Raw genomic sequence first — 14007 nt, forward strand, 5'->3', positions numbered from 1 at the left:
TTTCGCGATTGATGATAGGTCTCCGAAATATTAAAGTATTATCATGGCATATTATTCTATTACGATGGTCTTTCATGCAGGCAGATGATATCCGGGAACAGATCGAGGCGCTCCGCCAAGAGGTGCGCGGGCTGAGCAATTCCATACTCAACCTAAGGCAGGACGATATGCGCAAGGTGTTCGGCGACCAGATCAGACCGGTGCTGATGGACCGGATAGAGCGCCATTATTCCCGTTTGACGATTTCCGAAATTCAAGCAGCCACCCCCAGGTCCTCCCTGACCGAGCTGGTGGACCAGACGATCGCCACCTTCCAGCAAGAGGGAAGATCGAGAGCGCTGGACAAGGTCGAGGAACTCGAGAAGGGACTGGCCCATGGCGACAGCCGTTTCGAAGCCGAGCTCATAGCCCAACTGAGAGAGTATATCCAGTTGTCGGAGACGATATTCAACCAAACTGTCCCCGAGGTCCAGGTCGAACGGGACGCAAGGAACGGCTTAGGGTCGAGATCGATCTCCCCGGATTCGTTCGAAAGGTTACTTGCCCCTCTTTCTAACGCCAAGCGCGTCCAGGTCATGATGCTCCTTTCCAGGGAGAGCAACAGCCTGGCGGAGCTGTGCAAGGAGCTTGAGCTGCAAAAGGGACATCTGCAGTTCCACCTGAAGGCGCTGCTCGATGTGAACTACATCCGTTTCGACCGGAAGAGCCGGCTCTATTCCATGACGCCCCGGGGGACGATGGTCCTGGAACGGGTCGCAAAACTGATGGATGACCTGATGGCGTTGCCTTGATACGATCCGATAGAAAGATGCCGGCTTTAAGCTCACGCCGCTCGGGACGATGGCATTGGATGGATCCGCAGCTCAACGGAATCCATTTCGCCGGCAAACACCCGGACTGGATGGACCTCCGAGCCCATACCGGCACGGCGATCCGTTCCAAGGTCGATCGGTCTCAGGCAATTACCATCTCTGGCATCAGGACCCGGTCTATGACGTGGACAACACCGTTGTCGCACTCGATGTCCGGCTGGACCGCCAGTGCCTCCCCGATCCTCAACCCCTCGCTCCTGTCCGCGTTGATCCAACCTCCGTTCTGAAGTTTCACGCCGCTCCTGATGGTATCGGCCTTGTGCTTTCCGTTCATGGTGTGGCCTTTGACCAGTTCGGCGGCGCTGTTCCGGTCTCTCAGCAGTTCGTCCATCTTTTCCTTCAGGGCCCCTGCAAACGCCTCGTCCGATGGGGCAAAGAGGGTGAAATCTCCGCCTCTCACGAAGGTATCCCTCAAGCCGGCTATGTCGATCGCTTCCACAAGGGTCGTGAAGTTCCCGTTCTCTTTCAGTGTGTCGTATATGTTCTTCATGACAAACCCTCGTGTTTCTCTTGTACCTAGAGGTATTAATTCTTGTTTCACGCTGGGGGCGCGTTCCTGGGCATAACGAGGCTTTTCCGGCGCTCCTGGCATGTCCGAACCTTCGGCCGTTGGTCGTGTACGGCCAAGCGGTCATCTATTAAGGGTTAAAACGTGATTGAGTGCGCATTGATGGGTCGTCATAACGGGAGAGGGAACATGTCGAAAGTGATCTTGATAACGGGGTGCTCCAGCGGCATCGGCCATGCCACGGCGCATTTCTTCGCGGACGAGGGATGGAGCGTGGTGGCGACCATGCGCCACCCGGAGCAGCGGCAGACCGACCTGAAGGGCATGGACAATGTCGACCTGCTGCATCTCGATGTCACGGACCTCGGGTCGGTCAGGGACGCGGTCCGGAGAACGATAGAGAAGCACGGGAGGATAGACGTCCTGGTCAACAACGCTGGTTACGCCGTGGAGGGCGTGTTCGAGGCAACGACACCGGAACAGGTCCGAAGGCAGTTCGAAACGAACGTTCTCGGGCTCATGGACATCACCAGGGAGGTCATCCCGATCATGAGGGCCCAGAATGGCGGTACCATCGTCAACGTCTCATCGATAAGCGGCAGGATCGGCGCTCCGCTACACTCCGTCTATGACGGGGCCAAGTTTGCCGTGGAAGGTTTCTCGGAGGGGCTGCAGTATGAGCTGCGCCCGTTCAACATCAGGGTCAAGCTCATCGAACCGGGCGTGATCAGGACCGATTTCTATACCCGGTCCATGGACTTCGCGAAAAAGGAAGGCCTGACCGAGTACGATGCGATGGTGACAGCGGAGAAAAAGAGCGCCGAGCAGAAGATAAGGGTCGGTTCACCGCCGGAACGCATCGCCCTGTGCATCTTCGAGGCGGTCAATGACATGAACTGGAAGCTGCGCCACCACGCCGGCAAGTACTCAGGGCTGATGCTGGCACTAAGAAGGATCCTGCCGGACCGGGCGTTCTTCGCGCTCATACGGCGCTCTTCTCTGCCGAAGAAGTGACCTGCCTAGGTGAGTTCATGGCCTTTCGGGCAGACGGTCCCCGCAATCGGCACAGGGCCCGAAGTACTCGATGGCACAGGCGAACGGCCGGGTCTCCGGAACCCGCACCGGCCTCTCGGCCAGGATATCGTCCAGTGCATTCCTCAGGTCGTGGACGGTCACCAGGTCGGGGTCCCTCGAATCATCGATCCTTCCCCGATAGCGGATGAGCCGTTCCCGGTCCAGCACGAAAGCGTGCAGGGTCACCAACGCCCCGTACGATCTCGCGAGGTCCTGGCTCTCGTCCTTCAGATAGGGGAAGGTGAAGCCCCTCTCCTGGGCGATCCGCACCATCTCCGGATATGTCTCCGTGGAAAAAAGATACTGGCTGTCGGAGTTCACCGCTACCAGCTGGACCCCTCGTCCGCCATAATCACGCTGGATGGAGTTCATCCTATCCGTGTAGACACGGGCGGTGGGGCAGCGGTTGGCCATGAACATGATCACCAGCACGTCCTTGCCGTCGAACGAGGAGAGCGAGTATTCCTTCCCGTCGACGCCTCTCAGACCAAAGAAATCGGGCGACCGGGTCATGAGCTGCATTGGATATTGGAGCGGCGGGAGGGTCATCGGGTTCCGCCCTAGTCCTTGAACATCTCAGGGTGCTGCTTGATCACGCCATCGGACAGTGTGTCCGCTATCACCATCGCCTCGGTGAAGATCTCGTCGAAGGTCTTCACGTCGTCGTCCCAGTTCTTGGTCAGCCTGGCCACCGCCTCGTTCTTGGTCAGCTTCAGGTGCAGGTAGAGCAGGTCGGCGACATCCTTCTTCGGCCAGTTGGGGTTGGCACTGCTGAGGAAGGCGGCGATGTCGTCGGCATTGGCGGTCCATTTCTTGTCGTATTCCGCGAACTTGGCCGTGTCGTTCGCCTTGGCCGCGGCGACCAGGTCGACGGCGATCATGATATGCTGCTTCAGCAGCCCGGTCAGCTTCTCTCCGGCGTCCTGGCCATAGACCGGGACGATAGCGTTGCCGATGTCGTCCTGATTCCTCAGGAGCCTCCCGGCGGCGGCATTGGTGTCGGGAGCGCCGTCCACGGCCGCGATGATGTACAATCTGGTCCAGAAAACATGGTCTGACCAAAGCTTTCGCATTCCTTGTCTGAGGGAAAATCCGGGTGTCATGCTGTAAAATACTTCATGAGCGCCCTAAAGTAATTATGGGAAGGAATCAAGTGCGATGAACTGGCAACACCTGAGAATGATTATTAGATTTAGAGGCACCGTCAGCCATACCCATGATGATAGGTGCTATTTCTTCATCCTGGATTCGAGCCTAAGGAACTTCTCCGGGTCGTCGTCGAACTCCTCTTTGCACATCTTGCCACAGAAGTAGAATCTTCTCCCTTTGTACTCGGAGAAGAACTTGGCCGTCCGCTCGTCCACGTTCATACCACAGACCAGATCGATCGCCATGCTATCGGAGTATCCCACCGGAGCGCCTGGCTATTAAACGTTTTGAACGTTTGGTCTATGCTTCATCTTTTCTGACGAAAAGGAGCTTGTTGCCTGATCGGGCGGGTGTTAAGTCTCGTTCGGCGCTCATCGCGGCCGAAGAAGTGAACGGCGGCGGTCACTCTATCTTTCGCTTCAGGGTCGCTTCCATCCAGAGGAACTTTTCCGGTTTCTCGTCGAACTCTCCTTTACACATTTTGGTACAGAAGTAGAATCTCCGTCCATTGTATTCACTGAAGAATTTCGCCTTCTGCTCGTCGACGTTGTTGCCGCAAACCAGATCGATCGCCATGCTAATCGATCGTTTTTAGCCTGCGATGGATGTTAAATGTTTCGTTGGACGACCAACCATAGGAATACGCCTTCATCATAGGTAGAATTGCCAGAAGCAGTGCCGGAAGAAAACGCCCAGACAGTCACTGATGAGGTGACAAACGCCCCCTTCCGACAATAAGACGATACCTGATCACCTTTTTATTAATGACGGTCGAGGACTCGCCACTTTATCCAGCTATATGTGCACGAAAGGACAACGTATCGAGGACGAGAAATACGTTAGGCTGGTCAGTGCAAGGGGGCATAAGAACCTCAAATTTTTTAAGGCAGAAGTATATCAAAGTGGGTAAACTCAAGGGGGGAAGGGATCGTGACAACAAAAGGGAACGGAAAGCGATTAACCAGGCGAGAGATCGAACGAATAGATGCGGCCATAAACGGCGGCATGACAGTTCAGGACATGATAGCGGACGGCACGATACCATCGGCCAAAATGGACGATACGGTCGAACGTTACAATCTAAAACAACCGGGCGATTGAAATAGTATGCATCGATTCTCGCATTTTTCGCAGAAGTGAAGAATAATCACTGCCGCTGTCCGCCGAGCCGACAGTCTGCATGAACTGGCCGAACAAATGGGCGAAATGACGCGAATATTGTAGAAGGAAAAGGTATCGATGGAACAGCGGATCGCTGATGGCCGGTCGTGTAGCCTTGTTTGCGTTGTGCGGGGCTCGCTGATTAACTAATGGGATCATGTCGACGTAGGACTGATCGTCAGCAGGAAGTGGCGAAAAGGGTTTGAGTGTGAGATCGTTCAGACCAGGGATGCGGCCCATTCCCTGATCTCGTCCCATTTTCGGAAATCGTACGGTTTGGACGGGTCCGCTCCACGTTCCTCGATGGTCTTCCTGGCGTTCTTCATGATCGCCTTGACCAGGAAGCCATACTGCTCGAAGTCCATGACGCCGCCGAAGAGCGCCGTCGAGATGGGCTCGATGCCGTACTTGGTGCCGACCTCGGTGACGTACTTTCTCTTCCATTCCGCGGCCTGTTCCTTCTTGAACTCCACGTCCCCGCAGCAGGCGAAGAGGGCTATCTTCCGACCCTTCATTTCGTCCCTGTTCTTGTCCAGGAACCGCAACGATTCCTTAGACCAGGAACCGGCCATTATGCCGCTGCCGACGACCACGAGCTGGTAGGAGGAGACAGTCTCGTTCTTCCTCGAACGGAGGTCCAGGACCTCGGTGTCGATGCCGTTCGAACGGAGCACGGTAGCGATCTCGTTCGCCACCGCCTCCGTCGAACCATACCTAGTTCCGAACGCCACCAACGCGTTCATCGACCCTCACCCCGGCGACGAAGTCGTTCCGGACCAGGAAGAGATAGCCGATGAACACGACCGGCAGGATGATACCGAGCAGCGCCGTCGGCTGCACCGCGAATATCGCCCAGACGTCGAACACTATGGTTATGGCGCTGATGCCGATAGTACCGATGTATCCCCATCTCCTTCCCTCGAACAGCCCGTAGGTCAGCACGATCCCGCCGATCCCGAGCAGCAGGAACATGACGTTAATGAACAGCTCCACGTCCGATGATACGGCATGCTCGGTAGCCGGCCACCCGTTCTGCAGAACGACTCCCAGTATCCCAAACCTCAATGCGCTCTGGACCAGTGCGAGCACGCACACCGCCAGCAATCCCTTCTTTCTGTTCTCCGTGATCGTCATTTGATTTTCACCTATATGGGCGAAGGAAGGCGGGGTTGATGAGCTCGCGTCAAATGACCGGACGAAGATATGGAACAAGGACGGGGAAGAAGTACCGGTTCTTAGTAGAAATCCGGAAGATGTGGTAATGGACGGTTCAGCCAGTGCTCTTGCCCGAAATCTTGGGCGAGGCGAGCATCTCCTTGAGATAGGAAGTCCGATGGTCCTCGTAGTAGTAGATCGCCTGCAGGATGTTCGGAACGACGGAGACGAACACGCCCTCCTCTTCCAGCTCCTGGCATACCCGGTGCGTCTCCCGGTTGTTGTGCGTCCAGAGGGTTATGATCAGCTGGTTCGGGAGATTGCTGAAAGACATCGTCCGGATGACCCCGGCCGACAGCCTCTTGATCAGGGTGAAGGCCACCTTCTCCTTCTACACATCCTCCCGTACCGTCAGGTGGATGTTGGTGATGGGGTCGGGCTGAGAATCCAGGCGCCAGTGGATGGAATGGACGATCAGGCCCTGCTCGGTCATCCGGTCCAGCCGTTTCCGGGCCGTCTTGACGGTGACGCCGACCTCCTCAGCCACGTCCTTTATCGGCCGGCGGGCATCCGATTCCAGCGCCTTGACGATGCGCAGGTCGAGGTTGGTGAACGCATCCCTTGGTGACGGAGAAGGTGTTGGCAGGATGCCCACCTGCACCTCGTGCATGATGGCCTCTCTCTGCACCATGGAGACGAAACGGGCCATGTCGCTCGCGTCCCTGACCAGGCCATGGATGTAGACGAAGTTGCCGCTGGCCACGAAGATCACGGCAACGTTTCGCTCCTTCTCCAGTCTCGCCGCCAGCTGGTCCATGGAGGTAGCGCGGGACCAGCCGAAGACCACGACCCACATGTTGCCATGGTAGCGCTCGCTGATGTAGGTGCCGGTGTGGGTGATGATGCCGGCGTCCATCAGCTCCTGGACGCGGTGATGGACGGCCTGAGGGGTCAGCCCGAGGGACTTCCCTAGATCGGAATAGGACATCCTGGAGTTCAGCATCAGGCTGCGGCCGATGGCGATGTCGATCTCGTCCACGGGTCCGATATCGGATGTGGGAATATTAAACAAGTGGACACAACGATAATTGTCCTGGCATCAACGATCTAGTGAATTAGGAAAAGACGGAAAGGGTTTGTATCACCTCTCGACCCGTAGCGAGTGTCTTAGAACTGTTTCCTCCTGAACAGGACCGTTGAGACCAGCAGCGACACTACGATGTAACCGATGAGCACCATTGCCGCTCCGGTCTCGGAGGGGACGAATGTCGTCGACGACATATCCCCCATCAGAGTGGTGTGCGTGACTGGATAGGGGTCCTGCAGCGAGAACGATATCGTTCCCGAGGCATTCGACGCCAGGAAGAACGGGTCCACGCCCGACATCGACAGTAGCTGCGACACTATGGTCATCACCATCAGGAAGGTTAGCACGGTGGCGACGATGGCTGCGGTGTTCGTCTTCAGCAATGCACTGAACAGGAACGCCACCGCACATACCGCCGCCCCGTAGAGCATAGCGAGACCGAACGATATCAGGATCGCCCCCGGGATGGAACCGACTATCGCCAGGGACATAAGGCTCACGAGCACATAGTAGATGCCCAAGGCCACCCCTGTCATTATGATGCTGGACAGGTACTTTCCCATGAGATAGGTCGTTCTCTTCACCGGTTGGGGGAACATCAAAAGGCCGGTCCTCCTCTCGAACTCGGAGGAAAGGGCGCCGCTGGCGAACGCTACCGCCGCGATCAGGACGATTATCTCGATCCAAGTGGTATAGTTCTGGACGAAATCCACCGCGTTGCTCGAAAAGCTCAGGCCCAACGCGGGCATAGCGACCGTCATGAGGGCCAGGACCGCCATGACCAGTGCGATTATGCCGACGAATGCCCGACTCTGGAGATGCTTCTCCACTTCGTACCTGGTGGAGATCAGTACCTGTTCGAGATCGCTGGGTATATCATTCCTTGTGGTCATCCTGATCACCTCGATTCCTTGATCAAGCTCAGATACAAAGATTCCAGCGGGTTCCCCGAATCATAAAAGGCGGTGACCTTCACATCGGAATCGATGCTCCTGAGCAGGGCATTCCTTTCGTCCGGACCACCCTTGAAGTCCACCACTATCTGGTTATTGGAACAGACCTCTATGTCAATGACGCACGGAAGTTTGGCGTATAGCTTGACCCGGTCCCCGTCGATTTCCCTTATCGTCTCGATCTGCAACCTGACGGCGCCGCTGTTCTTCTTCATATCCTCGACCGATTGATGGAGCAACATCTTCCCGCGGTTCATCATCACCACGGAATCGCACAATCCGTTGACCTCGTTCAACAAATGAGAGGACATGAACACCGTAATGTCCTGCTTCTTCAGCGACATCAGGATGTCGCGGACCTCCACCATGCCCCTCGGGTCCAGCCCGGAAGTCGGCTCGTCGAGGATTATGATCGACGGATCGAACATGAGCGCCTGAGCAATCGCCACTCTCTGCTTCATACCCTTGGAGAACTTGCCGATCTTCTTTTTCGCCTCTTCATCCATCTTGACCATTTCCAGGACCTCTTTCGTCCTGCCGGGGATCTCGGCACGTTTCATACCCCGTAGCCTGGCAATGTACTCCAGGCTCTTCTCCGGCGTTAGGTATGGGTAGAACTCAGGCGTCTCGACCACCGCCCCGACCTCTGCCAATGCCCTCTTGGGATCGGCCACGACGTCGATCCCGTTCAGGTAGGCCTTGCCGGATGTGGCACGGGTCAGATTGGTAAGCATCTTGATCGTGGTGGATTTGCCTGCACCATTGGGTCCCAGGAAACCAACGAAACGGTTCTTCTGTATCTTCATCGAAAGAGAATCGACCGCGACGAAGTCCTGATATGTTTTAGTCAAGCCTTCAATCTCTATGACATCGCTCATCTGTTTCACCTTTGATCCTTTATCAGCGGACACTTTCGGTCCACGAGGTGCTCATCGTTAGAGATGTCTTAACCTGTTCCAAAACAATGGTCGGGGGCGTCGATCAGCCTGGGGATGAACTGATGGACAAGGACTGGGACGATCGCTCGGCGAATGCTGGACCCGTACCAAAAGTGTTCTATTCCCCGACCGTGTACCTTCCTCCCGTCCAAAGTCTCGGAGCGGATTCTCGCCTACCTTTGTTCTGGAACAAGGGATAAGGAGTGGTGCCATTCGACAGGACATGGGTGAAAGGCCATCGGCAGATCTTCAGAATACCGGTCCAGCAACATCATCATCCAGAACATGCTCGAGCGGATCATCCGGCATGACCCCCGGGAAGGAGGGATAGTGAAGACCCACCTCATCCAGGAATGCGGCCTGAAGGCCGCGACCGCTGAGAAGTACCTCGAGAAGCTGGAAGAGGCCGGTTACATCCAATCCTATGAGGAGGTGTGGGGCGAAAGGACTAGGATACGGTACCGCGCGCTCCCGTTGGGCGTGGAAAGGTACAGCTGGTTCCTGAGGATCAACGCCGAGCTCTACATCGGGGGAGGATTCTGATGGCTGGAGAGATCCTGCGTTCGATCGTCGATGCCGGCGAATCGGAGACGCAGAGCCACATGGAGTTCATGAGGAAGAGCATCGTGATGGACCTGCTCTTCACCACATTGATCATAGTGGTCGTATCGGCCAATATGCTGACAGCGGTCGATATGGGCGTGCCCCTGGACAACATCAGCCTGGTGCTATTCCTCAACCCGCCCCCGATGCTGTTCATCGCCCTGTCGATATCGGCCCTGGTCGAACTGTACATGCTAAGGAAATTGAGAAGGAGCCTGAGGGAGCTCTCGGAGGTCCGGTCGAACGGTGCCGTACCGGGCCAGACTCGTAAGAGCATGACCGACATCAACTATGGGATGGTGGAGGCTATGCAGAAATCGCTCAGGATATGGCCGGTCATCGCCATCCTGTTCGTCATCTATTTCATCGGGGTCGCCGAGAACGTCACCGAACTGACGCTGGGCATCACCTACTGGTCTATCAATTGGATCGCAGTGCTGAACATGTTCACCGCGTCCATGGCCGTCCTCTTCTTCTCCATCCAGACCCTTAGATGGCGGACCAGGAGGGGGAAGCTCAGAAAGCTGAGGCGGATGGAGATGACCATACTGGAAGAGCTTCACATCTGACGTGGTCGACGTTCAGAGCGCGACCAGCGCCTTGTGGATCGCGTCCTGCAGCTGTTTCATGGTGTACGGCTTCGGCAGCACGCCCTTGAATCCGTAGCTTATGTAGTTCGCGGTTATCGGGTCGTTCGAATAGCCGCTGGAGACGATGGCATTGACGTTGGCGTATCTTTCCTGGAGCCTCCTTATGGTCTCTCGGCCGCCGAGCCCGCCGGGAATGTTGAGGTCCATGATGACCACGTCGAACGGTTCGCCGGCCGCATCCGCCTGCTCGTATAGGTCGATGGCCTCCCCGCCTTCCTTGGCCGCCACCACCTGATGTCCCAAGGACTCCACCATGTTGGACAGGACGTCCAGCACGCTCTCGTCATCGTCCATGATGAGCACTTTGGCCGGACGTTCTAGCAGATATTTCGATCGGACCGCTGGGGCGTTGACGCATTCCGACCAGGCCATGAGGTAGACGCTGAAGTTCGAGCCCTTGGTCGAGGTGTTCATTACCATGAACCCGTCGTGCCTTCGGATGATGGAGTTGGCGATAGCAAGGTCGAGGCCCTGCTTCTCGTCCAGCTCTGAACCGTTGGCCGGGGAGCTATCGCTCTCCGACCTCTTCGATATCCAGTTGGGTGCCTCCATCTTCACGAGCACGTATCGGATAGGGGTGATAGAAGCGGCCTTGGCGTTGTCAATCTCCTGATAGGACAGGGAGATATCGAGCACGATGCCGGACGGCGCGCTGGTCTGGGCATTGGAGATCAGGTTCGAGAATGCCTGGCCTATCTGGACCTCGTCCGCGTTCACCATGTATCGTCCGTTCTCCGATGAGACCTGGACCTCGATCCTGGAACCGTCGGAGTATCTTATGCCGATGTCCCTCAGCAGGTCCAGCACCGAGATGCACCTTCTCACCGGTTCCCCTCCCCGGGCGAACGTCAGCAGCTGGTTCGACAGGTCCTTGGCCTTCATGGCCGCCACCCTTACTTCGTTGAGGCGGGCCTTCCGGTCGGCTTCCTCCAGTTCTACATAACTGAGCATCTCGATGTTGCCCAGTATCGATGTCAGGACGTTGTTGAAGCTGTGTGCGATTCCGCCGGCCAGCTGTCCGATGGAATCCAGCCGCTGCGCTTCGGAGACGGCCCTCTGCAGTCGGACCTCGTCGGTTATGTCACGGAAAGCGATGACGTATCCCATCACCCGGCCGGCCTTGTCCTTGACCGGAGCCGAATTGTATGAGAGGTCGCGCCGGCCATTGAGGTTGACCAGATCCCTTTCTGTTCGGAGACGCAATCGTTTTCCCGGGCGACCCAGTAGGATGTGAGGACCTCCTCCGTCATCGGGTCCAGTAAGGGAAGGACTTCACTTATCTTGAGACCGGTGATCTGACCGGCGAAGGCACATTTGTCCTCGGCTATCTGGTTGGCCAGTAGGATGGTGCCCTCGGTGTCGATGACTATCACCCCTTCCCCGATGCTGCGGATGGTGACATCCAGCCTCTCCTTCTCCTGGAACAGCTTCTCCTGCGCCTCCTTGGTCCGCTTCACCTCCTCCGCAAGACGCTCGGTGACGTTGGTAAGGTCCTTGGTGCGTTCCTTGACCTTTCCCTCGAGGTCGTTGGCATATGATCTCAGTGCCTCGATCATCCGGACCTTCTGGATGGACAGCAGGGAAAGGTTGGCGAGCGATTGGAAGGGCCCCATCCGGTCCTTGGTGAACCATTCCGGATCGGGATGGCCGAAGACCATGGCCCCGATGACCGTTCCATCCTCTATGAGTGGAATCACCGCCCAGGCCATATCGCCGTGGACGATCGTCCGGGGGTTCGGGTCCGCCTTGTCGACTACCGTGGAGAGCTCGAATTCCGGCGGAGTCCCCTTTTGAGCGATCGTTGTCATCTTTCCTGATGGGTCGAGATCATAGACGAGGGCCGAGGAGGCCTGCAGCCGCTCCACAGCCACGCCGCAGATGCTCTCCAGCGAGTCCGTGGCCATTTCTGAGCCGATGTTCTTCCGGGAAACGTCGTAGAGCGCTTCCAGCTCCTCCGCCCTTCTGGCCAGCTGGATCGTGCTCTCCTTCTGCTCGGTCACGTCATGGATCATTCCAGGACGTACCTTTCGGAGCCGGTCTCATCCGATATCGGTGTGGAGACACGCTGGACCCATATTGGCTTGCCGTTCTTGCGGGAGAAACGCGCGACGCCGTCATGGAAAGCAGGGGTCGAGCTCTGCTCGGGGATGATATCCGTCGTATGTACCACGAAATCCTTCAGGTTGGAACCTATAAGCTCGATCGAACTGGTGCCGAGGATCTCGTTCGCCTTTAGGTTGGCACGGATGATGAAACCGTTCTCGTCACTTTCGATGATGCCGTAGGGGGCACGCTCGATCATAACACGGATGCGACGCTCGATCTTGCGAAACGAGGCTTGCGAGGACCTCAGCGAATCGAAACCCTTCTTGACCAGGTAATATAGCAGAAGAGATGTCAGGATGATGAAGGCCAGGCCCTTGACGAGGGAGATGTTGTATCTCATTGAGGGGTCTTCGATCATGACATAGACGATGTTATCCGATAGGAATATCTAGATGGCGGAAACGACGAGATAGACCAGTACTATCTCTAGCGGTCTCTCGAACAATCTGCGTCTCGCCCGATCGGCGTTCGTCTTCTCCATTCCCCTTACCGGTCCTTACCGATTGTTACAGTATGGGAGGTCATTGCATATAAAAGGCCGATTGGGGCAGTTATCTTAGGAGTTTATATTGTTGATGATTTCTTTTAGAGTCAATCGTTTCACTATCTGGCATACGAGTGTTATGGAGTACTTATCATACCCAGAAAGGGCTATTAGAGTTCTTGTCTAGGTTGGATTGCTATTATGAAAGGCAATATATATAATTTATATTTATTATTAAATTTTCCTTTTTTGGTTACTATACCAAATTAATTTCTTATTGCAGCCAAAGCCTTTTCCAGAATATGAGAAGGAATCGGTTTCTCAAGTCTCCAAATTATACTAATTGGTTTGTTACCTTGATGACTTTCATAATTTGCTTTCCCTAAGAATGTATAAGATTCAGATTTAATATCTCTAACAAATAGTAATACTCTTCCACCCATCTTTCTATCCTTTATGTAGCGTTGTCCAGTTATCGAAGTATCACTTGTCTTGCTCTGACTCTGCCAATGGAATAGTCTATCACTTATTGCATAATCTTCATACATTGTTGTAGGCGAAAATTCTTTCTCACTCTTCTGCAAATTGATGAAAAATATGTCAAGGTCTCTTTCCTTAAAATAAAAGACCCCTTCACGTGATTCTTGACGATGATCAAACGAATTGACTCCTAACCCAGTTAATATTTCTTCTCTAGAATATGTACAATGTAAATCTAGAGCATTTTCATAACCAATATCCACAGTTTCGTCTAGAAATTTGATCTTATTATATCGATAATTTAGAAGTTGATTTAACTCCTCACAGAATACAGAATCCGCCTTGATTTTTTGAATAACTTTAATCAGGTCTTGGAATCCAACATCGACCGGTTTTTTATTGTAGAAATTGTAAAATAACATTAGAATCATTTTTTCTTGAATGGAGTTTATTGTTTTAATATCGTTATTTAACAAATACTTGATTGTGGAAATCCATCTTCTACTATCAATATGAGATAGTCTAAGAAATGCTTTGGAGTAAAATCCATTTTTTTCATTGTCTAGATCTTCTGTAAGAATTCCTGCCTCTTTGTACAAACCTGACAAAGTGCTTCTCGTGTAGATATCTCTGGGAGTCAGTCCGTAATAGTCTAAAAACTCACTATAGTGTACTCTATCACTTGGCTCTCCTTCATATGTTTTGATTTTATTGATTATGTTATTTTTATTAATTATAGCATTATGAATATTGTCCAATATATATTCCCTAGCTAACTTTTCTAGTT

At 54.4% G+C, this 14007-nt stretch carries 20 protein-coding genes; 5 read left to right on the plus strand and 15 right to left on the minus strand.

Annotated features, from left to right (window positions below):
* Positions 1–74 precede the first annotated feature (74 nt).
* Positions 75–791, plus strand: a complete 717-nt coding sequence (locus VGK23_06220; GenBank protein HEY3420131.1) for a winged helix-turn-helix domain-containing protein — start codon at positions 75–77, stop codon at positions 789–791.
* 163 nt (positions 792–954) lie between these two features.
* On the opposite strand, the gene VGK23_06225 is transcribed toward VGK23_06220, so the two are convergent.
* Positions 955–1362: a fasciclin domain-containing protein gene (locus tag VGK23_06225; protein ID HEY3420132.1), complete on the minus strand. Its 408-nt coding sequence runs from the start codon at positions 1360–1362 to the stop codon at positions 955–957.
* A gap of 207 nt (positions 1363–1569) precedes the next feature.
* On the opposite strand from VGK23_06225, the gene VGK23_06230 reads away from it, so the two are divergent.
* Complete coding sequence (locus VGK23_06230) at positions 1570–2394, plus strand: SDR family oxidoreductase (GenBank protein ID HEY3420133.1); 825 nt, start codon at positions 1570–1572, stop codon at positions 2392–2394.
* Positions 2395–2409: 15 nt separating this feature from the next.
* On the opposite strand, the gene VGK23_06235 is transcribed toward VGK23_06230, so the two are convergent.
* The 4 genes from VGK23_06235 to VGK23_06250 form a co-directional block, all read right to left on the minus strand.
* Positions 2410–3003, minus strand: a complete 594-nt coding sequence (locus VGK23_06235; GenBank protein HEY3420134.1) for a thioredoxin family protein — start codon at positions 3001–3003, stop codon at positions 2410–2412.
* Between the two features lie 11 nt (positions 3004–3014).
* Positions 3015–3488 (minus strand): hypothetical protein, encoded by a 474-nt coding sequence (locus tag VGK23_06240; protein ID HEY3420135.1) that lies wholly within the window; start codon positions 3486–3488, stop codon positions 3015–3017.
* A 195-nt stretch (positions 3489–3683) separates the two neighbouring features.
* A complete protein-coding gene (locus VGK23_06245) occupies positions 3684–3866 on the minus strand; it encodes a YHS domain-containing protein (protein ID HEY3420136.1) in 183 nt (60 codons plus the stop codon).
* 139 nt (positions 3867–4005) lie between these two features.
* Positions 4006–4179: a YHS domain-containing protein gene (locus VGK23_06250; protein HEY3420137.1), complete on the minus strand. Its 174-nt coding sequence runs from the start codon at positions 4177–4179 to the stop codon at positions 4006–4008.
* A gap of 354 nt (positions 4180–4533) precedes the next feature.
* Between VGK23_06250 and VGK23_06255 the strand changes: the two genes are divergently transcribed.
* Positions 4534–4704 carry a hypothetical protein gene (locus VGK23_06255; protein ID HEY3420138.1) on the plus strand — a complete coding sequence of 57 codons (171 nt, stop codon included), beginning with the start codon at positions 4534–4536 and terminating at the stop codon, positions 4702–4704.
* 278 nt (positions 4705–4982) lie between these two features.
* On the opposite strand, the gene VGK23_06260 is transcribed toward VGK23_06255, so the two are convergent.
* The 6 genes from VGK23_06260 to VGK23_06285 all read right to left on the minus strand — a co-directional run bounded on the left by VGK23_06260 (position 4983) and on the right by VGK23_06285 (position 8837).
* Positions 4983–5507 (minus strand): flavodoxin domain-containing protein, encoded by a 525-nt coding sequence (locus VGK23_06260; GenBank protein ID HEY3420139.1) that lies wholly within the window; start codon positions 5505–5507, stop codon positions 4983–4985.
* A complete protein-coding gene (locus tag VGK23_06265; protein ID HEY3420140.1) occupies positions 5479–5898 on the minus strand; it encodes a hypothetical protein in 420 nt (139 codons plus the stop codon). Before VGK23_06265 ends, VGK23_06260 begins: the two co-directional genes overlap by 29 nt.
* Before the next feature lie 136 nt (positions 5899–6034).
* Positions 6035–6301 (minus strand): hypothetical protein, encoded by a 267-nt coding sequence (locus VGK23_06270; GenBank protein HEY3420141.1) that lies wholly within the window; start codon positions 6299–6301, stop codon positions 6035–6037.
* 9 nt (positions 6302–6310) lie between these two features.
* Complete coding sequence (locus VGK23_06275; protein ID HEY3420142.1) at positions 6311–6958, minus strand: winged helix-turn-helix transcriptional regulator; 648 nt, start codon at positions 6956–6958, stop codon at positions 6311–6313.
* Between the two features lie 128 nt (positions 6959–7086).
* A complete protein-coding gene (locus VGK23_06280; GenBank protein ID HEY3420143.1) occupies positions 7087–7899 on the minus strand; it encodes an ABC transporter permease in 813 nt (270 codons plus the stop codon).
* A gap of 5 nt (positions 7900–7904) precedes the next feature.
* On the minus strand, positions 7905–8837 hold the full coding sequence (locus VGK23_06285) for an ABC transporter ATP-binding protein (GenBank protein ID HEY3420144.1): 933 nt from the start codon (positions 8835–8837) through the stop codon (positions 7905–7907).
* 390 nt (positions 8838–9227) lie between these two features.
* Between VGK23_06285 and VGK23_06290 the strand changes: the two genes are divergently transcribed.
* Entirely contained in the window at positions 9228–9440 is a 213-nt protein-coding gene (locus VGK23_06290) for a hypothetical protein (GenBank protein HEY3420145.1), read from the plus strand.
* Positions 9440–10069 (plus strand): hypothetical protein, encoded by a 630-nt coding sequence (locus VGK23_06295; protein ID HEY3420146.1) that lies wholly within the window; start codon positions 9440–9442, stop codon positions 10067–10069. The genes VGK23_06290 and VGK23_06295 overlap by 1 nt, the downstream gene beginning before the upstream one ends.
* 12 nt (positions 10070–10081) lie before the next feature.
* Here VGK23_06295 and VGK23_06300 read toward each other — a convergent pair whose 3' ends face one another.
* The 4 genes from VGK23_06300 to VGK23_06315 all read right to left on the minus strand — a co-directional run.
* Positions 10082–11353 carry a response regulator gene (locus VGK23_06300; protein ID HEY3420147.1) on the minus strand — a complete coding sequence of 424 codons (1272 nt, stop codon included), beginning with the start codon at positions 11351–11353 and terminating at the stop codon, positions 10082–10084.
* Positions 11257–12162, minus strand: a complete 906-nt coding sequence (locus VGK23_06305; GenBank protein ID HEY3420148.1) for a hypothetical protein — start codon at positions 12160–12162, stop codon at positions 11257–11259. The genes VGK23_06300 and VGK23_06305 overlap by 97 nt, the downstream gene beginning before the upstream one ends.
* Positions 12159–12614 carry a PAS domain-containing protein gene (locus tag VGK23_06310; protein ID HEY3420149.1) on the minus strand — a complete coding sequence of 152 codons (456 nt, stop codon included), beginning with the start codon at positions 12612–12614 and terminating at the stop codon, positions 12159–12161. The genes VGK23_06305 and VGK23_06310 overlap by 4 nt, the downstream gene beginning before the upstream one ends.
* Before the next feature lie 392 nt (positions 12615–13006).
* Positions 13007–14007 (minus strand): DUF3427 domain-containing protein (locus VGK23_06315; GenBank protein HEY3420150.1); only part of this gene is annotated, 1001 nt, incomplete at its 5' end.

The sequence above is a fragment of the Methanomassiliicoccales archaeon genome, from assembly GCA_036504055.1.
In the GTDB taxonomy this organism is placed as follows: Archaea; Thermoplasmatota; Thermoplasmata; order Methanomassiliicoccales; family UBA472; genus DASXVU01.